Origin of the sequence: Arthrobacter sp. WCS2018Hpa-7 (assembly GCF_031843805.1) — a bacterium.
Taxonomy (GTDB): domain Bacteria; phylum Actinomycetota; class Actinomycetes; order Actinomycetales; family Micrococcaceae; genus Arthrobacter.
Map to the genome: position 1 here is coordinate 233,203 of NZ_JAVTJB010000002.1, position 26,436 is coordinate 259,638.

Sequence of the window (26,436 nt, forward strand, 5' to 3'; positions counted from 1 at the left end):
GCGGCAGAGCTCGGCGTCATTCCGGAAGCGGCCCAGCGGAGATACGGGTCGCCCTACGACGGTACATGAGCCGGAAAGTAAAGTCACATTAATATAACGGACGGTAGGCCTCCCAAGATGAGAGGGTTCTAGCGTTTAGGCTTCGGGGCCGGTGCCGGCGCGGGCAACTCATGCTGGATCCTCTGGATCTGCACGGCTTGGTGGGTTTCCGGGCGGAAGATTTCATCCGCCACTCCCAGCATGCCGCCGGTGGCTCCACGCCGGACTTTGCCCTCGCCGCTCCGGCGCGATGACCAGTACCACACGCCGGCCATCAGAGCCGGGAATCCGAGCACTGCAGCCGCCGCGAGCAAGATATCCATGGCCCAACACTAGCTTCGCGCTGCACCGGCAGGTAGACATTGACTATGGACCTGCCTGTGATGCCACCCGTCTCGCCCATGCTCGCCAAGTCCGTCCCCACCATCCCCGATGTTGGGCACTACGAGCCCAAGTGGGACGGATTCCGGACCATCGTCTTCAAAGACGGGGATGAGATCATCCTGGGGAGCCGCAATGAGAAGCCCATGACCCGCTACTTCCCCGAACTGGTGGAGGCGCTGCGGAAGAACCTTCCGGACAAATGCGTGATCGACGGCGAGATTGTCCTGATCGAGGGCAATCGGCTCGAATTCGAGGTGCTTCAGCAGCGGATCCACCCGGCCGACAGCCGGGTGAGGATGCTCGCCGAGAAGACCCCGGCGTCCATGATCGCGTTCGACATCCTCGCCCTCGGCGACGACGACCTCATGGGCAGGCCGTTCTCCGAACGCCGCGCCATTTTGGAGCGTGCGCTGGCCAAGGCGGAGCCTCCCGTGTACGTCACGCCCGCGGTCACGGCCCTGGAGCGCGCGCAGGAATGGTTCGTGCAGTTGGAGGGCGCAGGTCTGGACGGGGTGCTGTCCAAGCCCTTGGACGGGATGTATTTACCCAACAAGCGCGTGATGTTCAAGACCAAGCACGAGCGCACCGCGGACTGCGTGGTGGCTGGCTTCCGCTGGCACAAGACCGCGAAAGTTGTGGGGTCCATGCTGTTGGGTCTTTATAACGACGCCGGTCGACTCCAGCATGTGGGGGTGGTGGCATCGTTCCCCATGGCCAAGCGAGAGGCCCTGGTGGCTGAGCTTGAGCCGTACCAAGTGGAACTCAGCGAGCACCCGTGGGGGGAATGGGCCAGTCAAGGCGAGGGGGCTGCAGGGTCCAGGATGCCCGGCGCCCAAAGCCGGTGGAGCGGAGGCAAGGATTTCTCCTTTGTGCCGTTGCGTCCCGAGCTGGTAATTGAAGTGGCGTACGACTACATGGAGGGCGAGCGGTTCCGCCACACCACGCAGTTTCGCAGGTGGCGGCCGGACAGGACCCCCGAGAGCTGCACCTACTCGCAGTTGGAGGAGCCGGTTGCGTACGATCTCGGGAAGATCCTGACCCTGCCTTAGCCGGTCCCGCCTGGGCGTTCAGTCGTGGCCGGAGCTACTCTTCGTGTCCTTGGTCGCTGCTCATGCTGCCCTCGGCGGGCGGGGTTTCTCCCGGGGGTACTCCGCCGCCGGGTTCCAAGCCCGTGACGTTTCCGTCGAGGGGATCCGGGTTGGCAGATGCTGCAGGGTCCTCGTCCTCGTCCTGGCGCATGTCGGGATCCTCGTGGATGCTGTCGGCATCGGATGTTGTGTCAAACGGCCCTGTAGCGCCGGTTGCACCGAAGCCTTGGGTTTCCTCATTCGAGTCTGCAGCAGTCACAATCAGCCCTTTCGTAAGCAAACTTACTAATACTCTTGCTCCGTCAGCCTAGCCGGGAGGAGCTGACTCAACAAGCAGGCCAATGCCGGCGGCATCGTGCGTTAGTACTCAGCGATGAGGCGCAGTGGTGGTAACGAAGCTCCGGATGGCGTCGGCCACAGCTTGGGGCCGCATATGTTGCGCTACGTGCCCGACGCCGGGGATCTCCACCAAGCGCCCCTGGTCAACCGTCCTCGAAAGCCGGAGCGACCAGTCCGGGCCGGCCACGTTGTCTCGGCTTCCCCTCAGGACCAACACGGGGACCTTGATGCCAGCCAAGCGCTTTTCAGTGGGGTACCTCATCATCACGGGCAGTTCAGTGAGGTACCAGCGCGGACCGCAGCGGAAATAGTCCGACGTGACGATCCAATTGGAACCCGGGCTTTCGCGGAGCATCCCGTCAAGGAAAAGAGCCACGGACTGGCGCCTCACGTTCTTGTGCCGCGAATCGACAACAGGCCCCATCAGCACCACCTGCCGGGCCCGTTCCGGAGCATGCAAGGCCGCTTCGATCACAAATTGCGCACCCATCGAATGGCCCACCAGAACGTAGGAACCGATGCCGCGGGCAGCGAGGACCTCCGCAATGAAGGCACCGTAGTCCTCCACCGAGAGCTGTCGATCAGGCTTTGGAGTCCCTGCAAACCCCGGTAGGTCCAGGGAGTAGGTAGGTGCGCTCGCGGCAAGGACTGTATGCAGCCGGGCCAAATATCGGTGCGAGACCCCGATGCCGTGGACCAGAATGTAGGCGGGCCCGGAAGGAGGCGTCCCTTCGGTCCAGAGGATCCGTCCCTTGAGGCCCAAGGCCTCGACGTCGGCAGATAAGAGCGCTGCCGGTTTCCCCTTCGCTTCCATCAAGGGTTCCGCTGCAGGAACACCGGAGCTCCGGGGCCACTCAGCTCGTCCTCCGCTATTGGTCTTCCGGACACCGCCAGCAGCAGCGCAATGGCGGGCCCTTCAACGGCTGGCCCATCCCCGTGATCGAAAGCTGCGTCAGTGGCCACCAGACGCCAGCCCTGTGCCACTTCCTTGCCTCCGCCCATCTTGGTGGTGGTCCGCACCTGATAATGCAGGGCTGTGGCGACGTGCGCTGCTGGGTAGTCACGGCGGATCCCCAGCGGGCGGCGGATGTCCTCGCCGTGCACGAATGCTTCAACCAGCCGAGTTCCCAAGCCTGCAGGCGGCCCGGATGTCCGGGAGAGCGCGGCCTGCAACTGGACCAGCGTCTTCCCCGGGTCTGGGGTCCTTTCGCGCTCAACACCCACGGCATTGTCGCGGTCAAAATCCATCCGGGAGGCAATCATGCGTCGAATGAAGCCGAGGCGCGTGGTCTTGGCGCTGTCGATCACGTGCGCCAGGACATCATGGACGTCCCAGCCCGGGCACAGCGACGGAGTCCTCCATTGGGATGGCAGAAGTGGTTCCAGGTCCCGGATCAGGGCACGGCGTTCCTCATGCACCACGGGCCACACAACGGAGGGGGAAGTCGAAGCCATACCGCTATTGAACCCCATGCCTACTCCCGGGTGGCGTCGTCGGACCTTGTGGCGTCATCGGATTCGTTGGGGTCGCTTGCCGGGCGTGAAGATTCACGGGCGGCGGACGCCGCAGCCGCGTCCCGGCGTCGTGCGATTTTTGATTCCGTCCACATGGCAACCGCCACGAACACTGTGCACGCAAACATGAAGGTTGCCACAAAGTTCAATCCCATGGCAGAGCCCAAGGGTGCGGCAAGGGCCATGGCGGCCAACCCGGCCACGATATGCCACCCTTTGAAATTGCCCACCGATCAAGCGTAACCCCGGCTTTAAGGGGTGCTGGCCCGTTGGCTGGGATCGTTGCTTGATCCTTATCACTGTGGACACTATTGGCCGGCGATGACGTCATTTCCGTCGGGCTGGTCAGTGGCGCCTTCGGCCTGTTTCTTCTTCTGGGATTCCAACCAAGCGATGATGGCGGCTTGCCGGATCCGACGATGCGTTCCGCGGTATTCCACGGGGATTTCGCCGCGATCGGTCATATTACGCAGAAAGGTGTGCGAGATCCCAGCGAGCTCGGCAGCCTGCGAGGTGGTGAGCATTTCCTCCACGCTGCTGACCGTCACGGTTTCGCCGCGGCCCAGCCTCGCGAGGAGGTCGACGACGGCGTCCCTCGCCTCGTCCGGCAGGCGGTGGACTGTGCCGTCTACGAACACGGTGATGTCGTTGCTGTCTTGGAGGGAGCGCGCCAGATTCCGGGCGTCGTCGGCGGGGAGTCCTGCGGTGACGCGGGGAGCTATCAATGCCATGGCAGAAGCCTAGCGTGAGCCGCGTGCTAGCAGGCCTCGGCCATTTAGACGGCTCGCTGCGTGTTAGACGACTCCTACCGTCTAACACGCAGCAAGCCATCGAATCGGGGCCCGGCGAAAGCTACTCCGCGTCCAGGTCCGTCTCCAGCAGCTTCACCAGTGCGTCCAGCGCGGCGTCGGCACCGTCCCCCTCGGCCCGCAGCACCACGACGTCGCCCTTAGCGGCGCCCAGCGTCATCAGCGAAAGGATGCTGGCGGCGTCGAGCGCGTCATCGGCAGGTTCGCACTGCATGGCGATGGTGACCTCCACGGGCTGTTCCCCGGCAGCCTCGGCGAACAGGGCGGCGGGGCGGGCGTGCAGGCCGGAGCGGCTTGCGATGGTGGCTGTGCGTTCGGGCATGGTTTCTCCTTTGGCAGAAACAAGCAGAGGTTAGAGTCCGAGTTCTTCGAGGACGGGGAGTTTGGCGCGGACCCAGTCGCGGGCTTCAAGGGCACTCGGGGCAGATAGAGCGAGCTGGGCGAGTTCCTGCGCCTGCTCGAGGGTGACGGCTTTCAGGACGGTCCCGACGGCGGCCAGCGACCGGGCGGTCATGGACAGGGTGGTCACACCCAGCCCGGTGAGGACGACGGCGAGGGCCGGGTCCGCGGCTGCCTCACCACAGACACCCACGGGCTTGGCGTCACCTTCCCGTCCGGAGCTTTCCCGGGTGGCGCCTTCGACGGTGAGCTGCACGAGCCGGAGCACGGCTGGCTGCCACGGGGTGTTCAGTTGGGCGAGGGGGCCCAGTTGGCGGTCGGCGGCCATGGCGTACTGGGTGAGGTCGTTGGTGCCCAAGGAAGCGAACCCGACCTCGCGCAGTACGGTGGCTGCGGTCAGGGCGGCAGAGGGCACTTCCACCATGACGCCGGGAGTCTGGATCCCGGCGGCCGCGCAGAGGGAAGCGAAGCGTCCGGCTTCGGCGGCCGTGGAGATCATGGGGGCCATGACCCACACATCAGCCTCGGACTCCGAGGCTGCCCGGGCAATGGCCTCAAGCTGGCGCTCCAGGACCCCCGGTGTGGTGAAGTCGGTGCGGTAGCCGCGGACACCCAGTGCAGGGTTGGGTTCAGTGGCGTCCGTGAGGAAGGGCAGGGGCTTGTCGGCGCCGGCGTCCAGGGTGCGCAGGACAACTTTCTTGCCCGGGAACGCGTCGAAAACTGCCTTGTAAGCGGCGGCTTGCTCGTCCACGGAGGGTTCGGTGTCACGCTCGAGGAAGCAGAACTCGGTGCGGAACAGGCCAACGCCCTGGGCGCCCAAAGCTGCAGCTGCCACGGCGTCCTTGGCTCCGCCGACGTTGGCGAGGAGCGGCACCAGGTGGCCGTCCGCCGTCGTACCGTTTCCGTCGAATTCGGCGAGGGTTGCGGAGGTTTCCGCCCAGGCTGTAGCGGCCGCGCGGTGCTCGTCTGTAGGCGAACCGGCCACGAAACCTGCCGCGCCGTCCACGTAGATTTCGGTTCCATCGGCGATGTCGTCCACGCCGTGTGCTGCCACCACGGCAGGCAGGCCGAGGGAGCGGGCGATGATGGCCGTGTGGGACTGCGGGCCACCACCGGAGGTCACCAGCGCCTGCACCACCGCGGGATTCAGCGTTGCGGTATCGGCAGGGGCGAGGTCCTCGGCCACCAGGATAAAGGGCGTGTCCGAAGCAGGAATACCGGGCGCGGGGACGCCACGGAGTTCGGCCACGATCCGGGCACGCACATCCAGTACGTCGGTGGCGCGCTCGGCCATGTAACCGCCGAGGTTGTGCAGCATCTCCGAGACAGACGCGCCCGCTTCCCAAATGGCCCGCTCCGCCGAGGAGCCGGCGTTGATGAGCTTCGCCGCCGACTTCAGGAGCATGGTGTCCTTGGCCATGAGCGCGGTCGCCTCAAGGACGGCCTTACCATCGCCCGACGCTGTGTCCGCGCGTCCCTTGAGCTCGTCGTGGACCGACTGCGCAGCCGCTTTCAAACCCGCGACGGCGTCTTCCGGGGCCACGGCCGCGGCCAAACGCTCTCCCGACGGCGGCTCACTCACCGGCTTGGGCATCTGGCGGACGGAACCAATGATGCGGCCAGGGCTTACCCCTACTCCTTGGAAATTCTGCACTGAATCCTCTGTTCCTGCTTGTTGGTTCAGACCCGCCGGCGACGGCACCGGGAGCCTCGAAAACTAGCCTACAAATTTCCTTTGTGAGCCACTTCATATAGCAACGCTATAGGTGCTAGGGTAGCGGTTATGAGTTTCGATGACCAGCTTCCGCCTAAAATTCGGTTGCTTCGCGCAGCTGCCGAGTTGCTGGCGAATTCGGAGGGGTCAGCGGTCTCAACGCGCCAGATCACCAAGCTTGCCGGGGTCACGGCGCCAACGCTCTACCACCACTTTGGCGACAAAGAAGGTCTGTTCGACGCCGTCGTGTCAGCCGGATTTGAAGAGTACGTGGCGGGGGAGCGGGATTTTGCGCCATCCGGGGAGCCCTTGGAAGACGTCCGGCGGATGTGGGATAACCACGTCCAATTCGGACTGAGCCAACCCCATCTGTATCTGGTCATGTTCGGCAACATCAGGCCGGAAAGTCGTCCAGCAATCGTGGCCGATGCTGAAGTGCTTCTGGAGGAAATGCTGAACAAGGCCGCGATTTCCGGTCAGATCAACGTGCCGCCCCGCGAAGCGGCACGCAGCATCCTGGCGGCCAATGTGGGCGTCACGCTCATGCTGATCGCTGAACCGGTGGAGGAACGGAATCTCGAGCTCTCAACCATGACCCGGGATTCCATGATCTTTGCCGTCTCCACGGAAACCGCCCGTGGCGCCGCAGCGGAGGACTCCGGTAAGTCCTCGGTAGTTGTTGCGGCAATCGCCCTGAATGCGGCACTGCAGGCCTCGCATTCGGACCAGCTTTCCAGCTCTGAACTGAAGCTCTTCCTTGAATGGCTTCACCGCATTTCCAGCAGCTCCTAAGGCTGCACTCTCTCGATCTATATCGACTGACCCCGCGCCGCCGCGGGACACACGTTAGGAATTCACATGGCAACAGAGACAGTTGCGAAGCCCCGCACCAGCGTGCGCGTTGGTGTCCAGAAGTTCGGAACATTCCTGTCCGGCATGATCATGCCCAACATTGGCGCTTTCATCGCCTGGGGTCTCATTACGGCCCTGTTCATCGAGAAGGGCTGGTTTCCAGTCGCTGAACTGGGCGGTTTCGGCACCAACGCCGAGGGTGATCCCAACGTCGGCATCGTTGGCCCCATGGTCACGTTCCTCCTTCCGATCCTGATTGCCTACACGGGCGGCCGCATGGTCTACGACGTCCGCGGCGGTGTGGTGGGCGCTATAGCAACCATGGGCGTCATCGCAGGTACGGATGCGCCAATGTTCATCGGCGCCATGATCATGGGCCCGCTGGGTGCCTGGACCATGAAGAAGATCGACGCCCTGTGGGACGGCAAGATCCGCCCCGGTTTCGAAATGCTGGTCAACAACTTCTCCGCTGGTATCTGGGGCGCGCTGTTGGCTTTGGGTGGCTTCTACGGCCTCTCCTGGGTTGTCCAGCGCTTCACTGACGGCGCCGGTGCGGTGGTCGGATTCCTGGTCAACAACGGACTTCTGCCACTGACCAGCATCTTCATTGAGCCGGCCAAGGTCCTCTTCCTCAACAACGCCATCAACCACGGCGTGCTGACTCCGCTGGGTATCCAGCAGTCGCTGGAACAGGGCAAGTCCATCCTGTTCCTGCTTGAAGCCAACCCCGGCCCGGGCCTCGGCATCCTGCTGGCGTACATGTTCTTCGGCCGTGGCGCCGCAAAGGCCTCAGCGCCGGGCGCAGCCATCATCCACTTCCTCGGTGGTATCCACGAGATCTACTTCCCGTACGTCCTGATGAAGCCCATCCTGATCCTCGCTGCGATCGGCGGCGGCATGGCGGGCATCGCCACCATGGCCATCACCAACTCCGGCCTCGTTGCTCCTGCCGCGCCGGGTTCCATCATCGCGGTGCTGGCCCAGACCTCCCGTGACAGCTATGTCGGCGTGATTCTCGCGGTCATCCTGGCCACGGCCGTTTCCTTCCTCATCGCGTCGGTCATCCTGCGCACGTCCAAGAACAAGGGCGACGACGACCTCTCCGCAGCCACCTCCCGCATGGAAGCCATGAAGGGCAAGAAGAGCTCCGTCTCCTCGGCCCTGCCCGGCGAACAGGCAGGCCCCAGCGGCGCCCAGCCTGGCACCGTCCTCACCCGGCCGGTCCAGAACATCGTGTTCGCTTGCGACGCCGGCATGGGTTCCAGCGCCATGGGTGCTTCGGTTCTCCGCAACAAGATCAAGGCCGCCGGCTTCCCGGACGTCAAGGTCACCAACTCGGCCATCGCCAACCTCAACGACAGCTACGATGTGGTGGTCACGCACCAGGACCTGACCGAACGCGCCCAGCCGAGGACGGCCAGCGCCGTTCACTACTCGGTGGACAACTTCATGAACAGCCCCAAGTACGAAGAAATCGTTGAGCTGGTGCGGAGCAGCAACAGCGATACCCCCGCCGGAGGCGCCCAGCCCACCGCGGCTGCAACCACAGTAGCCGCCGGCCACGGTGCGCACGCCGCTCAGCAGGCTGCCGCCGTCGAAGGTCAACCCGCCGAAGGCAAAGGTGTCCTGCTCCGCGAAAGCGTGGTCCTGAACGGCACGGCAACCGACCGTGACGCAGCGATCGACGAGGCCGGAAAGCTGCTGCTGGACCGCGGCGCCGTTGATGTCAGCTACGTCCATGCGATGCACGAGCGCGAGGAATCCGTGTCCACCTACATGGGCAGCTTCCTGGCGATCCCGCACGGCACCAACGATGCCAAGGAGCACATCAACCACTCGGCGGTGTCCATCATCCGTTACCCGGAGGGCATCGACTGGGGCGGCAAGCAAGTGAAGTTCGTGGTCGGCGTGGCCGGCATCAACAACGAACACCTCCACATCCTGTCCTCCATCGCGAAGATCTTCACCAATAAGGCGCAGGTTGCCCAGTTGGAGGAGGCATCCACGGTTGATGAAGTGTTGGAGCTGTTCGGAAAGGTCAACGCATAGTGAAGGCAGTCCATTTTGGGGCAGGCAACATCGGGCGTGGCTTCGTGGGGCTGCTGCTTCACGAGGCCGGCTATGAGGTGGTGTTCGCTGATGTTGCGGACGCGCTGATCAGCCAGCTCGCAGCGGCCAGCAGCTACGAGGTCCACGAGGTTGGCGAGAGTCCGGCGGTCAAGACCGTTACCGGCTTCCGTGCCTTCAATTCCGCGTCGCAGGAAGCCGCTGTTGTGGAGGAAATCTCGACGGCGGATGTGGTCACCACTGCTGTGGGGCCGCACATCCTGAAGTTCGTGGCACCGGTGATCGCCCGCGGACTTGCGGCCAGGCCCACGGACTTGCCGCCCCTGCAGGTGATGGCCTGCGAGAACGCCATTAACGCCACGGACCTCCTGCACACGGAAATCCGGGCGGCCTGGGACGACTCGGCAGGCCACTTGGACGCCGTCGCGGTTTTTGCCAACACGGCTGTGGACCGCATTGTCCCCAACCAGGCCCCGGGCCAGGGCCTGGATGTCACGGTGGAGACCTTCTACGAGTGGGTCATTGACCGCACACCGTTTGGTGACAAGGTACCCACCATCCCCGGAGCCACGTTTGTGGACGAGTTGGGCCCGTACATTGAACGCAAGCTGTTCACGGTCAACACCGGCCATGCGTCGGCAGCGTACTTCGGGTACCAAGCCGGGCTTGAGAAGATCTCCGATGCCATGGCGGATCCATCTGTTGCGGCGAAGGTCCGCGCAGTACTGGAGGAAACCAAGGAACTGCTGGTGGCCAAGCATGGATTCGTGGAAGCCGAGCAGGAAGCGTATGTGCAGAAGATCCTGTCCCGCTTCACCAACCCGCACCTGCCGGACACCGTGAACCGTGTGGGCCGTGCGCCCTTGCGGAAGCTCGGCCGGCACGAGCGGTTCATCGGTCCCGCCGCAGAGCTCGCCGAGCGGGGTGTTACTCCGGTGGCGCTCCTTGAAGCGATGGCGGCGGCCCTTCGTTTTGACGACGGCGCCGACGACGAAGCTGTGGAGCTCGCAAGGATGCTGTCGGAAATGGACGCGGCTGCCGCCGTCGAACGCATCACTGAATTGACGCCGTCGCACCCGCTCTTCGCGGCTGTCCAGAAGCTCGTGGAGGACCAGCAGGCCGAAGCTTAAACACTCCGACCAAAGTCACAAAGGCTCTCCAGCGGGAGAAAAAAGCGTGAGTTCGCTCACATTCCCCGCTGGAGGGCCTTTCGGTTTTGAAGTTAGCCTCACCTTACTAATAGAGTCAAAATGCAATTAGGCAACACATCTATGACTTATTAGTGAGTGGAGTACTGGCGTGAAAAAGAGGCTGTCGAGCTACCTTGGGGCACTGGCTGCAGGCGCTGCCTTGCTGACCGTTACGGCGTGCGGAGGCGGGGCAACGGCGTCTTCGCAGCCCGAAGAAGCCATGACCATCACCATCGAGCACGCCCAGGGCTCAACGTCCAACGTTCCCGTGAATCCGGCCAAGGTTGTCACGTTCGATCTCGGCGTCCTGGACACCATGAACGCGCTCGGCGTCGAGCCCACGGGTGTTCCTGAGGCCAGCTACCCGGAGGCTCTCAAGAAGTTCTCCGATGCCAAGTACGCCAAGGTGGGTTCGCTCAAGGAACCCGACTTCGAGGCCGTCAGCTCCGCAGCCCCGGACCTCATCATCGTCTCCGGCCGCACCGCCGGCGCCTACGAGGAACTGAGCAAGATTGCCCCCACGATCGACCTCTCCGTTGATGCGGCCAAGCCCATGGAGAGCTTCAAGGCCCAGACCGAGAAGCTCGGCAAGATCTTCAAGAAGGAAGACGAAGTCGCTTCCAAGCTTGCAGAGGTGGACAAGACCGTTGCGGACACCAAGACCAAGGCCGCCTCGGCCGGCAAGGGCCTGATCGTCCTCACCTCCGGCGGCGAAGTTACCGCGTACGGCGCAGGCTCACGCTTCGGCATCATCCATGACGTGCTGGGCGTCCCCACCGCTGCCGACGTCAAGGCCGAAGGCTCCCACGGCGAGGCCGTTTCCTTCGAGTACATCAAGGAAACCAACCCGGACATCCTCTACGTCATCAACCGCGACACCGCGATCGGCACCGCAGGCTCCACCGCCAACCCCATCCTGGACAACGAGCTCGTGAAGTCCACCAACGCCGCCAAGAACAACAAGATCGTCAACCTCGATCCCGCAGGCTGGTACATCGTGGGCTACGGCCTGAACAACGTCCAGGCTATGGTCACAGCAGTGGCCGACTCCGTCGCCTGACAGCGCTCATTATCTGACGTCCCGTCATGACAACTACAGCCGTGCGCCCCACGGCAGCAGCAAGCCGCAATCGGACTGGCGAAACCGCCCGTCTGGTTGCGGCTGCCGCCGTTGTGCTGGTGATCGCCGTGGGCAGCATTTTTGTGGGCGTCAGCGACGTTTCGCTGCCCGCCTTGATGGCGAACGACGCCGGTGCCTGGGAAATCTTCTGGGTCTCCCGGGTACCACGCACCGTGGCTGTGGTCCTGGCCGGAATGGCAGTGGCGGTGGCCGGGTTGATCATGCAGCTCATGGCCCGGAACCGCTTTGTGGAGCCGTCCACCGTGGGCACCGTGGAGTCGGCCACCCTGGGCATCCTGGTAGTCACTGTGCTGGCTCCGGACTCTCCGATTCTCACCAAAATGCTGGTGGCTTCTGTGTTCGCCGTGCTGGGCACAGCCCTGTTCCTGGCCATTCTTCGCAGGCTCCCCACCCGCAACACCCTGCTGATTCCGCTGGTAGGCATCATGTTGGGCGGCATCATTGCTGCCGTCACCACGTTCTTCGCCTACCGCTTCGATCTCCTCCAGACCCTGAGCAACTGGATGATCGGCGACTTCTCCGGCGTGCTCCGCGGGCGGTATGAACTGCTGTGGATCGTGGCTGTCCTGGTGTTGGTGGGCCTCTTTGCTGCCGATCGCTTCACGGTGGCCGGCATGGGGCAGGACTTCACCACCAACCTCGGCCTGAACTACGCGCGCACCATGCGGCTGGGGCTGATGATCGTCTCGCTGATCTCCGCTGTGGTTGTCACCACCGTGGGTGCCGTGCCGTTCCTCGGCCTGGTAGTTCCGAACATCGTTTCTTTGTTGTTCGGCGACAACCTCCGCCGGGCTGTTCCGTGGACCGCTCTTTTTGGGGCGGCTTTCGTGCTGGTCTGCGACATCATCGGCCGGACCATCCGGTTCCCCTACGAAGTGCCGGTCGGCATGGTCATGTCCGTGCTGGGCGCCATCCTGTTCCTCTTCCTGCTTTTGAGGAAACGCAATGCCTGAAACTCCTGTGACGCCTGCGCCCCTGACGACGTCCTCCGATCCCGTTTCCGGCCGGACCCGCTCGTTCACGCCGGCCCACTGGCGCGACGCCATCCGCAGCACCCCGCCGGGACTGGTGATCGCCGTGTTGGCGATTGCCGCCGTCGTGCTTGTTGCCGTTTTCCTGACCATCGACCTCAAAGGCAACATCGCCTACATCCTGCCGCGGCGGGCCATCAAGGTCTCGGCAATGCTGCTGGTGGCCGTGGCGGTGGGTGTTTCCACTCTGTTGTTCCAGACCGTCACGGCCAACCGGATCCTGACGCCCTCCATCATGGGCTTCGATTCGCTGTACATCCTGGTGCAGACCGCGCTGGCGTTCGCAGCCGGTGCGGCGACGCTGGCCACGGCGCCGTCCACGCTCAAGTTCGGGCTGGAGATCCTGCTGATGGTGGGGTTCAGTGCGTTCCTGTATCGGTGGATGTTCACCGGAGCCACGCGATCGCTGCATTTGCTCTTGCTGGTGGGGATCGTGCTGGGGACGTTGTTCCGTGGCTTTTCCTCGCTGCTGCAGCGGCTGATGGAACCCAGCGAATTCATCATCCTCCAAGACCTGTTCTTCGCCAGTTTCAACAATGTGGATCCCGGCCTGCTGGGTGTTTCTGCGGTGCTGATCGCCTTGGTGTGCGTCGGGGTGTGGCGGATGCGGCACACGCTGGACGTGCTGGCGCTGGGCCGGGAAGTGGCCATCAACGTGGGCGTCGACCACAAGCGCGTGGTGATGCGGGTGCTCCTCGCGTGCTCGCTGCTGGTGGCGATTTCCACCGCCCTGGTTGGGCCGGTGACGTTCTTCGGGCTCCTGGTGGTCAGCCTCGGCTACCAGCTCTGCCGTGGATTCCGGCATGCTTGGCTGCTGCCGATAGTGGTCCTGATTGGCGCCATCGCCTTGGTAGGTGGCCAGTTGCTGCTGGAACGCGTGTTCGGTTTCGCCACTGCCCTGAGCGTCATCATCGAGTTCACCGGCGGCATCCTCTTCCTGTACCTGTTGCTGAAAGGCTCACTGAAATGATTGGGGTCTGCCCATGATTACCGTCCGGAACGTGACCAAGCGCTACGGCGGCACCACTGTGCTGGACGACGTCACTTGCGAGATCCCTCGCGGCGGCATCACCTCCATCATCGGTCCCAACGGTGCTGGCAAGTCCACGCTGCTGTCGCTGATCAGCCGTCTCCAGCCCATGGACGGCGGGGGAGTGTCGGTGGCTGGCTTGGATGTCACAGCGACGCCCAGCAAGGAACTGGCCAAGACCATGGCCATCCTGCGGCAGGAAAACCACCTGACCATGCGGCTCACGGTCCGCGACCTCGTGGCTTTTGGCCGCTTCCCACACAGCGGCGGCCGGCCCACGGTGGAGGATCTTGAGCATGTGGACGAAGCCATCCGGCAGCTGGATCTGACCTCCATGGCTGACAAGTTCGTGGATGAGCTCTCCGGCGGTCAGCGTCAACGCGCGTACATCGCGATGGTCCTGGCGCAGGACACCGAATATTTACTGCTCGATGAACCGCTCAACAATCTGGACATGAAGCACTCCGTGGAAATGATGCGGCTGCTGCGGCGTTTGGCCGACGAGCTCGGAAAGACGATCGTCCTGGTGGTTCACGACATCAACTTCGCGTCCTGCTACTCGGACACCATTCTGGCCATGAAAAACGGCCGGCTCATCCATCAGGGCACGCCCTCGGACATCATGCGCGCCGGGATGCTGCACGACGTTTACGACATCGACATCCGCATCGAGGAAATCGACGGCAACCGTATCGGAGTGTACTTCGCCTGAGGCTTTGCTGTCCCTGCACCGGAAGAGCCCGACGTCGGCACCCAAGTTGGGTTCCGACGTCGGGCTCTGATTGTTATCGCGTGTTAAGAGTCAGCGCGCTGCCGCGGTTTCGGCCTCGGACATGGCTTTCCATTCGGCCACGCGGGCCTGGTGGAGGGGCGTCCTGCGGACCACAGCGTAGGCGACGCCGAGAATGGCGAACCAGATGGGCGTCACCAACAGGGCAGTGAGCGTGTCCGGCTGCGTGGTCAGCGCCCAGACGAGGAACGCGAAGAAGGCGAAGACAACCCACACCATGGGGATGCCGCCGGGCATCTTGAACGGCGAGGCCGCGTGCTGCTCGGGGCGGCGTTTGCGGTACACGAGGTAGCTGGCCAGGATGATCGACCACACGAACATGAAGCAGACGGCGGACACTGTGGTCACCATGTCGAACGCGACCCCCACGTCCTTGCCCGCGTAGAGAAGCGCGACGCCGGCCAGCAGCAGGACGCAGGAGAGGAACAGGGCGTTCTGGGGTACTTTACGGCTGGAGAGCCGGCCGAAGAGCTTCGGGGCGTCGCCGTCGTTGGCCAGGCCGTAGACCATGCGCGACGTCGAGTAGATGCCCGAGTTGGCCGATGACATGGCCGAGGTGAGCACTACGAGGTTGACCACGGTGGCTGCCATTCCCAAACCGGCGAGGGAGAACATGGCGATGAACGGGCTCTGGCCGGCCTTGAACTCGGTCCACGGGGTGACGGACATGAGGATGATGAGGGCGCCTACGTAGAAGAGCATGACCCGCAGGGGGATGGCATTGATGGCGCGGGGGAGGTTGTGCTCCGGGTTCTTGGTTTCGGCTGCTGCAGTGCCAACAAGCTCGATGCCGACGAAGGCGAAGACGGCGATCTGGAAACCGGCCACGAAGCCCATGAATTCCTTGGGGAAGAAACCGCCGTGGCTCCAGAGATTGGTGAAGCTCGCAGTTCCTGCGTTGGACTGGAAGCCCGTGAAGATCATGACCAAGCCAACGACGATCAGCGCCACGATGGCGACGATCTTGATGAGGGCGAACCAGAATTCGGTCTCGCCGAACGCCTTGACTGTAGGCAGGTTGAGGAGCAACAAGATGATGATGGTGGCGATGCCCGGGATCCAGAGTTGGATTCCCGGCCAGAGTTCGTTGGCGTAGCCCGCGATCGCGATGACGTCTGCCACGCCGGTGACTACCCAGCAGAACCAGTAGGTCCAGCCGGTGAAGAAGCCGGCCCAAGGGCCCAGGAGGTCGCCTGCGAAGTCACTGAATGATTTGTAGTTCAGGTTGGACAGCAGCAGCTGACCCATGGCGCGCATGACGAAGAAGAGCATGAAGCCGATGATCATGTACACAAAGATCACGGAGGGGCCGGCAACGGAAATGGTTTTGCCGGAGCCCATGAAAAGGCCGGTTCCGATGGCGCCGCCGATGGCCAGGAGCTGGATATGGCGGTTGCTGAGCGAGCGTGACAGGTGGGGCTCGCTGTCCCTGCTGGAGGCGCGGAGCTGCCCCTGTGTTGTCTGATCGGACATTAGTTCAAGAACCCTTCGAAGGACCCGCCACAATAGTGACGGCCGTTACAAATGTGTTCGATAAAGCTATAGCCAATGTCTGACAAATGGCGAATCGGTCTGTATGGCGAAAGCTCCCACCCTGACGGAGGGGGAGCTTAGGCCTTGGTTTGACGCTGTTTTCAGTGGTTCAGGCGATCTGGCGCTTGTAGGCTGCGGTGGCGAAGGCGTACGAGACGATGAGGATCCCCAGGCACCACGCCAGAGCAACCCAGATGTCGCTGCCCACCGGACGCTGCGCGAACAGATCCTGGATGGTGTTCACAATGGAGGTGACCGGTTGGTTCTCTGCGAACCAGCGGACCGGACCGGGCATGGTTTCCGTCGGGACGAAGGCTGAGCTGATGAATGGAAGGAAGATCAGCGGGTAGGAGAACCCGCCGGCACCGTCCACTGACTTTGCCGAGAGGCCCGCGATGATGGCGATCCAGGTGAGCGCCAAGGTGAACAAAGCGAGGATGCCTGCGATGGCCAGCCAATCAAGCACGTTGGCCGACGTTCGGAACCCCATGAGGAGCGCCACCAGCACAATGATCACCAGCGAAAGTCCGTTGGCCACCAAGGACGTCAGGACATGTGCCCAGAGAACCGAGGAACGCGCGATCGGCATGGACTGGAACCGTTCAAAGATGCCGCTCTGCATATCCGTGAACAACCGGACTGCCGTGTAGGCGATGCCCGAAGCGATGGCGATCAGCATGATGCCCGGGAGCAGGTAGTTGACGTAGTTTTCAGCGCCGGTCTTGATGGCGCCGCCAAAAACGTAGACGAACAACAGCATGAGAGCGATCGGGGTGATCGCGGTGGTGATGATGGTGTCAACGCTGCGGAAGATGTGCCGCATGGAACGGCCCAGCAGCACAGACGTGTCCGCGAAGAAATGGGTGTTCATGACCTGTCCTTTACCGACTCGTTGCTGACCTTTTGGGCGCCGGTGCCGGTGCCCACCAGCGCCAGGAAGATGTCCTCCAGGCTCGGTTGCTTCTCGACGTATTCAATCTTGGCCGGGGGCAGCAGCTGTTTCAGTTCTGCCAGGGTGCCGTTGGCGATGATGCGGCCCTCATGGAGGATGGCAATCCGGTCTGCCAGTTGCTCGGCTTCATCGAGGTACTGCGTCGTCAGCAGGACCGTGGTCCCTTGATGGGCGAGGTTCTTGACGATCTGCCACACCTCAAGCCGGGCCTCCGGATCAAGGCCGGTGGTCGGCTCGTCCAGGAAGATCACCTTTGGATTGCCGATCAGGCTCATGGCGATGTCCAGCCGGCGACGCATGCCGCCTGAGTATGTCGCCACCTTGCGGGACCCTGCCTCCGTGAGGCTGAACTGCGCCAGCAACTCATCGGCGATCTGTCCCGGGTTCTTCAAGTGCCGGAGCTTCGCCACGAGGATCAGGTTCTCCTTGCCGGACAGGACCTCATCCACTGCGGCGAACTGGCCCGTGAGACTGATGGACTGCCTCACCTGGAGCGACTCCGTCGCAACATCAAAGCCCTCGACGGCGGCCTGCCCGCCATCCGCTTTGAGCAGCGTGGACAGGATCTTCACTATGGTGGTCTTGCCGGCACCATTGGATCCGAGGAGGGCAAAGATGCTGCCGGCCGCTACCTCGAAGTCCACTCCGCGGAGCACATGGAGGTCTTTGTATGACTTCTCGATGCCCTCTACCCGGATTGCTGCAGCGGTCATGATTCCGCCTCCTTCGCTTTATCGATTGCCTTGATGAGGCGCTCGCGTTCCTTATCGATCCAGCGCTTTCCGCCGTATGCCTGGGCAAAGGCCTCTGCGAACTCGACGGGATCATCGCCGACGATCTCAGTCACGGGCGTGCCGTCGATGGCGGCGCGGTCCCAGAGATCTGCGAAATCCGTCAGCATCTGAACCATGGTGTCCCCCTCAGTGACGCCGCCGTAGTACATGAGGTAGCGGTTGAAGGCGGTGGCTACGGTCAGGTAGGGCTCGGGCAGGGAATCCAGCCGCGCCTTGGCTTGCTTGTATTGCTTCTTCTGCTCGAGTGATCCGGTGACCAGTTCGATCCATTTTGCTGCCATGTTATTTTCCTTCCTTGCGGAGCTCTTCAATCCGACCGGACAGGAAGCTCCAGGTGTTCCAGAATTCGTTCAGTTCTTTGTGGCCCTGCGCGTTGAGCGTGTACACCTTGCGGGGTGGCCCTTTTTCGGACGGTCGCTTTTCAACGTCCACCAGCCCCTTTTGCTCGATCCTGACCAGCAGCGCATACACGGTGCCCTCAGCGATCTCGGCGAAGCCCTGCTCCCGGAGCGACGTGGTGATCTCGTATCCATACGCTGCCTTTCCGGTCAGGAGAGCCAGCACAATGCCCTCCAATGTGCCTTTGAGCATCTCCGTCATCTGCTTGCCCATTGGACACCTCCTCCACTACTCAGTATTACTGGCTACCACTACATAGTAGAACTAAGTACCGGTACTTAGCAACACTAGGTTCCGACGCAGAATGGCATGCTGGGGTGGTGACTGCAGAATTTGGTACCGCACCCACTTTGATGACCGCCGCCGTCGGGCCTGGAACCTTCAGCCTTCGACGCGCCACCAAAGCCGACCTGCCGCGGATCCTCGCGCTGCTCGCGGATGACCAACTGGGTGCCACCCGCGAAGATGCCGGCGATTTAGCGCCGTATGAGCAGGCTTTTGACGCGATCGACGCCGACCCGGCCCACCTCCTGGTGGTGGGTGAGCTCGCCGGCGATGTGGTGGCCACGTTCCAACTCAGCTACCTTCCGGGGCTGTCCCGCAAGGGTTCCTGGCGTGCCCAGATCGAGGCAGTTCGGGTATCGGTGGTGCTGCGCGGCCACGGTGTTGGGGCGCTCATGATCCAGTGGGCTGTTGAGCAGGCAAGGGAGCGGGGCTGCTCCCTGGTGCAGCTCACCACCGATAAATCCCGTACGGCCGCGCACCGTTTCTACGAGCGGCTGGGGTTCGTCGCGAGCCATGAGGGCATGAAGCTGACGCTCTGAGCCGGGACCCGCTGCGGGGTAGTTCGGCCTGCGTTTTCCACATAGGCAGCTTCCGGCCTTACGGGGCCGTTGGCCCGCTGGAAGAGTTGGGCCATGGAGAAGATTCGGGAGCGGCAAGCGATTGATTCGGACTCACATGCCCTGCTGATGGCGCCTCAGCCTGACGGCTCCGCGCCCAGCCTCTCCGCTCTCATGGGGCTGCTAAGGGCCATTTGCCTTGGGTCGACCTGTGGTGAGCTGATTGATCAGCTGCGCGGTTTGGAGGATCTGAAGTCGGCTATCGCAGGCGTCCAGGCGCGGGCAGCCGTAGCCTTCGATCTCGCGCAGCGCCGTGAGCAAGCGTCGGTTGGCATTCCCGTATCCGAGCAAGGGCAGGGCTCGGGGGCGCAGATCGCCTTGGCGCGTCGCGAATCACCAAGCCGCGGCTCGCGTCTCCTCGGGCTGGCCAAAGCGTTGGTGACGGAGATGCCGCGCACCATGGCTGCGTTGGAATCCGGGCAGCTCAATGAATGGCGCGCCACCTTGCTCGTGAAAGAGACGGCATGCCTCTCCTTGGAGGATCGGCGCGCCGTGGACGAGGAACTCGCACCTGACGCCGGCACCTTCGATGGTGTCGGCGACAAAGCCATCATCGCCGCAGCGAAAGCCGCCGCCTATCGTCGCGATCCCCGCACCGTTGCCCAGCGCGCCAGTCACGCTGCCACGGAGCGGAACGTCAGCCTGCGCCCCGCGCCGGACGCCATGACGTACCTGACCGCCCTGCTTCCTGTCGCCCAAGGGGTTGCCGTGTATGCCGCCCTCACCCGGAAGGCGGACTCTGTGCGGTCCGCTGGTGAATCACGGAACAGGGGCCAAGTGATGGCAGACACCCTCGTCGAACGCATTACCGGCAGGCGCGGCGGAATCAGTGGTGTCGACCTTGAGATCATCATGACTGACCGCACGCTGTTCCAAGGGGACAGTGAGCCGGCTCGTCTCAAGGGCTACGGAATCGTCCCGGCGGCATGGGCGAGAGCCTTGGTTGGCGCCGGAGGGGCTGCCTTGGGCGAGTCTTGTGAAAGGAGGCAGGTGGCGACGGGCGGTAGTCCGTCGCCAACGAAGGATCCGGAGTTCACCGTGTGGCTTCGCCGCCTCTACACAGCGCCGTCAACGGGGGAGCTCATCACCATGGACTCGAAAGCGCGACTCTTCCCGCCGAGGTTAAGGCGTTTCATCGAAGTCCGGGACGACACTTGCCGCACCCCTTACTGCGACGCGCCCATTAGGCATATCGACCACATCGTCCCGTGGCAATCAGGTGGCACCACCACCGTGGCCAACAGTGCAGGACTCTGCGAAGCCTGCAACCACACCAAGGAAAACCCTGGCTGGGTGGCGCAGCAGTTGCCTGGTGACGTCCACTCCTTGGAAATCAGCACGCCAACAGGGCATAACTACCGATCGTCAGCGCCGCCCCTCCCCGGGCATGGTCGATCAGCTGTTTCACCGGCCGAAGTAGCCGGGGCCGGGCAGGAGACTTTGGCTCAGGCGGACCAGCTTATTGACTATTAGGTTACCTAACTATTAGGATACCTAAATATGAGCACCTTTGATCCCCGGTTACTTGATCTCGCGCAGGAGTTTCGCGAGTCACTGCGTCTCGGCGTGTACATGTTCCGTCGCCTTGATCCTGAAGGTGACCTTACCGCCGCGCAGCTCAGCCTGCTGTCCATGGTCTCCGACGACGGCTTTCGCGTGGGCGACATCGCCAAGAACCTGGGAATCAAAGTCCCCAGCGCCACTGAGCAAATCATCAAGCTCGAGCGAGCCGGCCTGGTTACCCGCCAGCAGGATCCGGACGATTCCCGTGCTGTCCAGGTGGTCATCACCGAAGCCGGGACGTCCGCCGTCGAGTCTGCCAATCAGCGGCGCAACGCGATGGTGGCCGAACTCCTTCAGGGCCTCAGCAGCGACGAAATCGGGCAGCTCGCCGCGGCACTGCCCGTGATCGCCAAACTAAACAGCTCATTCCAGAACTAAAAAATCCAGCACAACCAGAAAACCAGCACCGACAAGGAGCCATTGAATGTCACGCCAGTTGGCTGACGCTTCAGCAAGCGCCGAAACAACCCTCGAAACCACGCTGGAGGCTGAAAAAGCTTCCTTCCTCAAGCAGCCAAAGGCCGTCTGGGCCACCGCCCTCGCCGCCGTTTTCGCCTTCATGGGCATCGGCTTGGTGGACCCCATCCTGCCCGCAATTGCCAAGAACCTTGAGGCGTCCACCAGTGAGGTGTCCCTGCTGTTCACCAGTTACTTCCTGGTGACAGCCATCGCCATGTTGATCAGTGGCTTCGTGTCGTCAAGGATCGGTGGCAAGAAGACGCTGCTGATCGGCCTGGCCATCATCGTGGTGTTCGCGTCGTTGTCCGGCCTTTCAGGCAGTGTTGAACAATTGGTCGGGTTCCGCGCCGGTTGGGGCCTCGGCAATGCGCTGTTCGTTGCGACAGCCCTTGCCGTGATCGTCGGCGTGGCCAGCGGTGGAACCGGCACGGCCATCATTCTTTACGAAGCAGCCCTGGGCCTGGGCATTTCGCTCGGCCCACTCTTAGGCGCCCTCCTTGGCGGGTGGCAGTGGCGAGCCCCGTTCTTTGGTACCGCTGTCCTCATGGCGGCAGCCTTCGTCGCCCTTCTGGCTCTCCTTCCGAAAACGCCCGCCCCGGCAAAGAAATCCCGCTTGCGTGACCCGCTCCTGGCGTTGGGCCACAAGGGACTCCGCACCACTGCAGCCAGTGCGCTCTTCTACAACTATGGGTTCTTCACGATTCTTGCCTTCACGCCCTTCATCCTCGGCATGGACGCTTACGGAATCGGGGGAGTGTTCTTCGGGTGGGGTGTCGCCGTTGCCGTGTTCTCAGTATTCGTCGCTCCCGTTCTGCAGAAGCGCTTCGGCGCAGTGAAGGTCCTGACTGGCACGCTGGCTGTCCTCATGCTTGACCTGGTGGGGCTGGGACTGGCCGCGGGGCACTCAGTGACTGCCGTCGTCGTGCTTGTCATCGTGGCAGGTGCCCTGCTGGGCATCAACAACACGGTTTACACGGAACTGGCCATGGGCGTATCTGATTCGCCGCGTCCTGTTGCTTCAGCGGGCTACAACTTTGTGCGCTGGATGGGCGGTGCGCTGGCTCCGTTCGCGGCGGCGCAACTCGGCGAGCACTTCGGACCCCAGGTTCCGTTCTTTGCCGGCGCGGTTGCCATGGTGATCGCGATCGTCATCTCCGTCAGTGGCCGTGGGTACCTGACCTCGCATGAGCCACACCTCGTGTAGTCCCCACGAATAAACAGCGGGCCCCGCGGTGATCCGCGGGGCTCGCTGTGCATCTTGCCGGTGTCGAGTGTCTACTTGGGTTCGTCGGAAGCTACCGGCAACGGCGCAACAGGCGCTCCCTTGGGAACAAACAACGTTTCGGCCTGCTCGAGGGACATCCCGTTGGTCTCCGGAACCTTAAACATGACAAAGAAGAACGACGCCGCCGCGAAAGCCGCGTACATGGCGTACGTCAGTGGCAGCGAACCTGCTGCCATGATGGGGAAGCTGAGCGTGATGGCGAAGTTTGCGATCCACTGCGCGGCGGCAGCAAGGCCCAGGGCGCGAGCGCGGATCCGGGACGGGAAGATCTCGCCCAGTAGTACCCACACGAGCGGACCCCAGGAGGCGCCGAAGCTGATCACGAAGACGTTGGCGGCAACCAGGGCAACAGGGCCCCACGCGCCGGGGAGAGTGATCTCCGAGCCGGACCCGGTTGCCGAAGAGAAGGCCAGCGCCATGACGCCCAGGGAAACAGCCATGCCGATGGAACCGGTGAGCAGGATGGGTCGACGTCCAATGCGGTCCACCAAAGCGATAGCCACAAGGGTCACCAGGATGTTGGTCACGGACGTGGCGACGGAGATCGTGAGGGAGTCCTTTTCCTGGAACCCGACGGCCTTCCACAGCGTGGTGGAGTAGTAGAAGATGACGTTAATGCCGACGAACTGCTGCAGCACGGACAAGATGATGCCGATCCACACTACCGGCAGCAGGCCGAACCTGTTGCCGCGCAAGGAGCCCTTCTTGGTGGAGAGCTGTTCCTGCTGGATGGATTCGCGGATCTCGCGGATGTGCCGCTCAATGTCATCGCCGGGGATGAGCTTGTTGAAGATGGTTCGGGCCTGGTCTTCCTTGCCATTGAGCACCAGGAAGTGAGGCGACTCGGGCAAGCGGAAGGCGATCCAGCCGTACACGGCTGCCGGAACGGCGCAGGCGATAAACATCCAACGCCAAGCCTCGATACCAAGCCATAACGTGCCCCCGGCGCCGCCTGCCGAGTTGGCCAGAACTGCGTCAGAGAGCAGTGCGGCGAAGATGCCTGTGGTGATGGCGAGCTGCTGAAGCGAAGCCAAGCGCCCACGCACGTGGCGGGGCGAAATCTCGGAGATATAGGCGGGAGCAATGACCGAGGCGAGGCCGATGCCCAGACCGCCGACGAGCCGCCAGAAGATCAGGTCCCACACGCTGAAGGCAAGGCCTGTGCCGATGGCGCTCACAAGGAACAGCAGAGCGCCGATCTTCATGGCGGGGATGCGTCCGTAGCGGTCCGCAATCTTGCCGGCAAAATAGGCGCCGGCGGCACAGCCTAACAACGCAACCGCAACGGCGAAGCCGGTCAATGCCTCGCTCATGACGAATTCGTCCGCCATCGCGTCCACGGCGCCGTTGACCACGGAGGAATCGAAGCCGAAGAGGAAGCCACCCACCGCGCCGGCGACGGCCAGGCCGATCACTTTCCGCGAAACTGTGGGCGCGCCTTCGGTGCTGGAACTGGACATGGGTCTCCCTTGGGGAATGGTGTTGTGGGAGCGATGTGCGGGACGTCGTCGGCTGTTCCGACGGGGACGCCGGTGCACTCGCGCTACACAGTGTGGCACGTCATATCGCCCGAGTTCCAGTCAAGTGACCGACGTGACATGCATTCACGTTGTGAACGCATGGGTGTCTATTTTGGTGCCTGTGAGCTCGCTGGGCGGCGCCTCCGTGTGAGCTGTACTGGGAAGAGAGTGTTTTTGCTGCGGAAGGCCGGACCCTTGCCAAAACCTATTGAACACACCGGCACTGTCCGGAGCAGCTTGGTTATACAACGAAAGGCAGCCCGAGGGCTGCCTTTCGTTCTACTCAGCGTCCGGAAGATGCTGAGGTGATCCATATTGTTAGTGCGCCGGCACCGATTCCTTGGCTGCGGCCTTCGGGTCGGTGAGTTTCTTGTTGGGCAACGCGAAACTGATCAGGAAGGCGATGAGCATGAGCCCGGCTGCCGTCAGCATGACGATGTCGATCGCCTGGGCAAAGCCCTCGGTGATAGGCCTGGTCAGCGTGCTGTTGGCTGAGTGGAGCCAACTGGTGTCGTTCAAGGACTCATTGTTGGCGCCGTTATTGAAGAAGTCGAACAGCTTGGCGTTGGCGGGGTCCGATGCCACGGCCGGGTCCTTCATGACCGCTTGGTAGTCCGGGCTGGAAGCGGCAGTCTTCATGCCGTCGGCGATCTTGTCGGCCGCGACGCTGAACAGCATGGAGATGAACACCGCGGTGCCTACCGCGCCACCCATCGAACGGAAGAAGGCGGCCGTGGATGTGCCCACGCCCATGTCCTTCGGCGGAACGGACACTTGCATTGCGAGGGTGAGCGGCTGCATGCAGAAGCCCAGTCCGACGCCGAAGAACACAGCGATCAGACCCGGGACCCACAACCCGGTATCGACGCCGAGTACCAAACCCATCACGGTGGCAGCGCCGGCAAGGATGGCTGTGCCCATGATCGGGAAGATCCTGTAGACGCCGGACGACGAGATGGTGCGGCCGGCCGAAATGGAACCGAACAGAATGCCCACGGTAAACGTGATCATCATCAGGCCAGCCTCGGTGGGCGTGAGGCCCTTTACCAACTGCAAGTACATCGGCAGCATGGCGATGGCGCCGAACATGCCGATGCCGATGATGAAGTTCAGCAGCGATGACAGACCGAACGTCATGTTCTTGAAGAGACGCAGAGGAATGAGCGCGTAGTCACCTGCTCGCTTCTCGGCGAGCAGGAACGCCACGATGCCTATGACGCCGAGGCCGTAGCAGAGCCAGGAGGCGCCCGATGCCCAACCCCACACGCGACCCTGTTCTGCTACCAGCAGCAGCGGAACAATGGCCAGCGTGATGGCAGCAGCACCCCAGTAGTCGATCTTCTGCTTCACGTGCCTGGCTGGCAGATGAAGGTACATGAAGACCACCACAAGAGCGGCCAGCCCAATGGGCAAGTTGATGAAGAAGACCCAACGCCAGCCGTCAAAGCCCAGAATGTTGGACGTGCCGGCGAAGGCTCCACCGATCACCGGGCCCAGTACGGAGGAAATGCCAAAGACGGACATGAAATAGCCCTGATATTTGGCCCTGTCCTTCAACGCCACGATGTCGCCAATAATGGTGAGTGCCAAGGCCAGCAGGCCACCGGCACCAAGGCCTTGGATGCCGCGGGCAATCGCCAGTTCGGTCATGGAGTGGACGGAGCCCGCGTACAGCGAGCCGGCCAGGAAGATCACGATGGCCACGAGGTACAGCGGACGACGGCCGAAGATGTCGCTGAGCTTTCCATACAGGGGCGTGCTCACCGTTGAAGTGATGAGGTATGCGGTGGTGGCCCAGGCCTGAAGCGAGAGGCCGTCGAGATCGTTGGCGATGGTGTAGATGGACGTGGACACAATGGTCTGGTCCAACGAGGACAGGAACATGCCGAGCATGAGTCCCACCATGACCGTGAGTGTCTGACGATGGGTCAGAACCTCACCGGCGGCCCGAACGGGCGTGGTTTTGGACATATCTTCTCCAGAGGTGGCAGAAAAGTGGATTAAGCAGGATAGTTGCTTTCAGTAACTATCTTACTGCCAGGTTGATTCCCGCTGGGAGAATATTTCTTCCACTTTCCGTCTAAGTCGGGCCCAAACTGAGGATTCAGCGCTCGATCAGGATGCCGTCCGGGTCGCAGTAGATCATCACGCCGGGTTGGATGCGGACGCGATCGATCACCAACTCGACGTCCACTTCGCCAACTCCCGTCTTGGCGCTTTTCTTTGGGTTGCTCCCGAGGGCCTTGACGCCAAGGGGCAGGCGGGCGATGGCCTCCCGGTCCCTGATGGCTCCGTTGATGACCACACCGGACCAGCCGTTGGCCACAGCGCTCGCAGCAATCAGGTCTCCCATAAGTGCTGTCCGCAGAGACGCTTGGCCATCGATGACCAGAACAGCGCCCTCTCCTGGCGTGTTGAGGACCGTCTTCACCAGCGCATTGTCTTCAAAGCACCGGATAGTGCGGACTGGCCCGCTGAAGTGGGTGTGCCCACCCAGGTTGTGGAACTGGACGGCTACGGACTCCAGTTCCTCGCCGCGCTCGTCGTAGAGATCGGCCGTATTTACTTGCTCGCTCACAGTGCTTCTCCTCAATCGCTGTGAGGCCACACTAACGCTCGCGAGGGGGCTAAGGCAGCGCTT

The 26,436-nt window shown here is 62.6% G+C and carries 28 protein-coding genes; 12 read left to right on the plus strand and 16 right to left on the minus strand.

Features of this window, described 5'->3' with window-relative positions:
- Positions 1-128: 128 nt before the first annotated feature.
- Positions 129-362, minus strand: a complete 234-nt coding sequence (locus RQH14_RS03705) for a hypothetical protein (RefSeq protein WP_311211990.1) — start codon at positions 360-362, stop codon at positions 129-131.
- A gap of 45 nt (positions 363-407) precedes the next feature.
- On the opposite strand from RQH14_RS03705, the gene RQH14_RS03710 reads away from it, so the two are divergent.
- Positions 408-1,472 (plus strand): ATP-dependent DNA ligase, encoded by a 1,065-nt coding sequence (locus tag RQH14_RS03710; protein ID WP_311211991.1) that lies wholly within the window; start codon positions 408-410, stop codon positions 1,470-1,472.
- A 34-nt stretch (positions 1,473-1,506) separates the two neighbouring features.
- Here the strand turns inward: RQH14_RS03710 and RQH14_RS03715 are convergent, their stop codons facing one another.
- The 7 genes from RQH14_RS03715 to ptsP form a co-directional block, all read right to left on the minus strand.
- A complete protein-coding gene (locus RQH14_RS03715; RefSeq protein ID WP_311211992.1) occupies positions 1,507-1,770 on the minus strand; it encodes a DUF6480 family protein in 264 nt (87 codons plus the stop codon).
- A 108-nt stretch (positions 1,771-1,878) separates the two neighbouring features.
- Positions 1,879-2,664, minus strand: coding sequence for an alpha/beta hydrolase (locus tag RQH14_RS03720; RefSeq protein WP_311211993.1), 786 nt, complete (start codon positions 2,662-2,664; stop codon positions 1,879-1,881).
- Positions 2,664-3,323, minus strand: coding sequence for a maleylpyruvate isomerase family mycothiol-dependent enzyme (locus RQH14_RS03725; RefSeq protein WP_311211994.1), 660 nt, complete (start codon positions 3,321-3,323; stop codon positions 2,664-2,666). The genes RQH14_RS03720 and RQH14_RS03725 overlap by 1 nt, the downstream gene beginning before the upstream one ends.
- Before the next feature lie 2 nt (positions 3,324-3,325).
- A complete protein-coding gene (locus RQH14_RS03730; protein WP_311211995.1) occupies positions 3,326-3,595 on the minus strand; it encodes a hypothetical protein in 270 nt (89 codons plus the stop codon).
- Positions 3,596-3,673: 78 nt separating this feature from the next.
- Positions 3,674-4,096 (minus strand): helix-turn-helix domain-containing protein, encoded by a 423-nt coding sequence (locus RQH14_RS03735; RefSeq protein ID WP_311211996.1) that lies wholly within the window; start codon positions 4,094-4,096, stop codon positions 3,674-3,676.
- A gap of 121 nt (positions 4,097-4,217) precedes the next feature.
- On the minus strand, positions 4,218-4,496 hold the full coding sequence (locus tag RQH14_RS03740) for an HPr family phosphocarrier protein (RefSeq protein ID WP_311211997.1): 279 nt from the start codon (positions 4,494-4,496) through the stop codon (positions 4,218-4,220).
- A 30-nt stretch (positions 4,497-4,526) separates the two neighbouring features.
- Complete coding sequence (ptsP, locus tag RQH14_RS03745; RefSeq protein ID WP_311211998.1) at positions 4,527-6,227, minus strand: phosphoenolpyruvate--protein phosphotransferase; 1,701 nt, start codon at positions 6,225-6,227, stop codon at positions 4,527-4,529.
- 129 nt (positions 6,228-6,356) lie between these two features.
- Between ptsP and RQH14_RS03750 the strand changes: the two genes are divergently transcribed.
- From RQH14_RS03750 to RQH14_RS03780, 7 genes are all read left to right on the plus strand, one after another.
- On the plus strand, positions 6,357-7,079 hold the full coding sequence (locus RQH14_RS03750) for a TetR/AcrR family transcriptional regulator (RefSeq protein ID WP_311211999.1): 723 nt from the start codon (positions 6,357-6,359) through the stop codon (positions 7,077-7,079).
- A 66-nt stretch (positions 7,080-7,145) separates the two neighbouring features.
- A complete protein-coding gene (locus tag RQH14_RS03755; RefSeq protein ID WP_311212000.1) occupies positions 7,146-9,188 on the plus strand; it encodes a PTS mannitol transporter subunit IICBA in 2,043 nt (680 codons plus the stop codon).
- Entirely contained in the window at positions 9,188-10,336 is a 1,149-nt protein-coding gene (locus RQH14_RS03760) for a mannitol-1-phosphate 5-dehydrogenase (RefSeq protein ID WP_311212001.1), read from the plus strand. Before RQH14_RS03755 ends, RQH14_RS03760 begins: the two co-directional genes overlap by 1 nt.
- 169 nt (positions 10,337-10,505) lie before the next feature.
- Positions 10,506-11,456, plus strand: coding sequence for a siderophore ABC transporter substrate-binding protein (locus RQH14_RS03765; RefSeq protein WP_311212002.1), 951 nt, complete (start codon positions 10,506-10,508; stop codon positions 11,454-11,456).
- A 26-nt stretch (positions 11,457-11,482) separates the two neighbouring features.
- The gene (locus RQH14_RS03770; RefSeq protein ID WP_311212003.1) at positions 11,483-12,490 is read left to right on the plus strand and encodes an ABC transporter permease; all 1,008 of its coding nucleotides are present in this window, start codon (positions 11,483-11,485) and stop codon (positions 12,488-12,490) included.
- Entirely contained in the window at positions 12,483-13,538 is a 1,056-nt protein-coding gene (locus RQH14_RS03775) for an iron chelate uptake ABC transporter family permease subunit (protein ID WP_311212004.1), read from the plus strand. The genes RQH14_RS03770 and RQH14_RS03775 overlap by 8 nt, the downstream gene beginning before the upstream one ends.
- Before the next feature lie 13 nt (positions 13,539-13,551).
- Positions 13,552-14,310: an ABC transporter ATP-binding protein gene (locus RQH14_RS03780; RefSeq protein ID WP_311212005.1), complete on the plus strand. Its 759-nt coding sequence runs from the start codon at positions 13,552-13,554 to the stop codon at positions 14,308-14,310.
- Positions 14,311-14,400: 90 nt separating this feature from the next.
- Here the strand turns inward: RQH14_RS03780 and cycA are convergent, their stop codons facing one another.
- The 5 genes from cycA to RQH14_RS03805 all read right to left on the minus strand — a co-directional run bounded on the left by cycA (position 14,401) and on the right by RQH14_RS03805 (position 18,279).
- On the minus strand, positions 14,401-15,861 hold the full coding sequence (cycA, locus tag RQH14_RS03785) for a D-serine/D-alanine/glycine transporter (RefSeq protein WP_089596558.1): 1,461 nt from the start codon (positions 15,859-15,861) through the stop codon (positions 14,401-14,403).
- A gap of 169 nt (positions 15,862-16,030) precedes the next feature.
- Entirely contained in the window at positions 16,031-16,792 is a 762-nt protein-coding gene (locus RQH14_RS03790; RefSeq protein ID WP_311212006.1) for an ABC transporter permease, read from the minus strand.
- Positions 16,789-17,586 (minus strand): ATP-binding cassette domain-containing protein, encoded by a 798-nt coding sequence (locus tag RQH14_RS03795; RefSeq protein WP_311212007.1) that lies wholly within the window; start codon positions 17,584-17,586, stop codon positions 16,789-16,791. The genes RQH14_RS03790 and RQH14_RS03795 overlap by 4 nt, the downstream gene beginning before the upstream one ends.
- The gene (locus RQH14_RS03800) at positions 17,583-17,948 is read right to left on the minus strand and encodes a DUF1048 domain-containing protein (protein ID WP_311212008.1); all 366 of its coding nucleotides are present in this window, start codon (positions 17,946-17,948) and stop codon (positions 17,583-17,585) included. Before RQH14_RS03800 ends, RQH14_RS03795 begins: the two co-directional genes overlap by 4 nt.
- A 1-nt stretch (position 17,949) precedes the next feature.
- Positions 17,950-18,279, minus strand: a complete 330-nt coding sequence (locus RQH14_RS03805) for a PadR family transcriptional regulator (RefSeq protein ID WP_311212009.1) — start codon at positions 18,277-18,279, stop codon at positions 17,950-17,952.
- A gap of 140 nt (positions 18,280-18,419) precedes the next feature.
- On the opposite strand from RQH14_RS03805, the gene RQH14_RS03810 reads away from it, so the two are divergent.
- The 4 genes from RQH14_RS03810 to RQH14_RS03825 all read left to right on the plus strand — a co-directional run bounded on the left by RQH14_RS03810 (position 18,420) and on the right by RQH14_RS03825 (position 22,194).
- A complete protein-coding gene (locus RQH14_RS03810; protein ID WP_311212097.1) occupies positions 18,420-18,890 on the plus strand; it encodes a GNAT family N-acetyltransferase in 471 nt (156 codons plus the stop codon).
- 192 nt (positions 18,891-19,082) lie between these two features.
- Entirely contained in the window at positions 19,083-20,441 is a 1,359-nt protein-coding gene (locus RQH14_RS03815) for an HNH endonuclease (RefSeq protein ID WP_396136287.1), read from the plus strand.
- Between the two features lie 27 nt (positions 20,442-20,468).
- Positions 20,469-20,909, plus strand: a complete 441-nt coding sequence (locus RQH14_RS03820; RefSeq protein ID WP_311212011.1) for a MarR family transcriptional regulator — start codon at positions 20,469-20,471, stop codon at positions 20,907-20,909.
- A 46-nt stretch (positions 20,910-20,955) separates the two neighbouring features.
- Positions 20,956-22,194 carry an MFS transporter gene (locus RQH14_RS03825; RefSeq protein ID WP_311212012.1) on the plus strand — a complete coding sequence of 413 codons (1,239 nt, stop codon included), beginning with the start codon at positions 20,956-20,958 and terminating at the stop codon, positions 22,192-22,194.
- 71 nt (positions 22,195-22,265) lie between these two features.
- On the opposite strand, the gene RQH14_RS03830 is transcribed toward RQH14_RS03825, so the two are convergent.
- From RQH14_RS03830 to rraA, 3 genes are all read right to left on the minus strand, one after another.
- The gene (locus RQH14_RS03830) at positions 22,266-23,735 is read right to left on the minus strand and encodes a sugar porter family MFS transporter (protein WP_311212013.1); all 1,470 of its coding nucleotides are present in this window, start codon (positions 23,733-23,735) and stop codon (positions 22,266-22,268) included.
- A gap of 378 nt (positions 23,736-24,113) precedes the next feature.
- On the minus strand, positions 24,114-25,766 hold the full coding sequence (locus tag RQH14_RS03835; RefSeq protein ID WP_311212014.1) for an MDR family MFS transporter: 1,653 nt from the start codon (positions 25,764-25,766) through the stop codon (positions 24,114-24,116).
- Positions 25,767-25,899: 133 nt separating this feature from the next.
- Positions 25,900-26,373: a ribonuclease E activity regulator RraA gene (gene rraA / locus RQH14_RS03840; RefSeq protein ID WP_311212015.1), complete on the minus strand. Its 474-nt coding sequence runs from the start codon at positions 26,371-26,373 to the stop codon at positions 25,900-25,902.
- Positions 26,374-26,436: the final 63 nt, after the last annotated feature.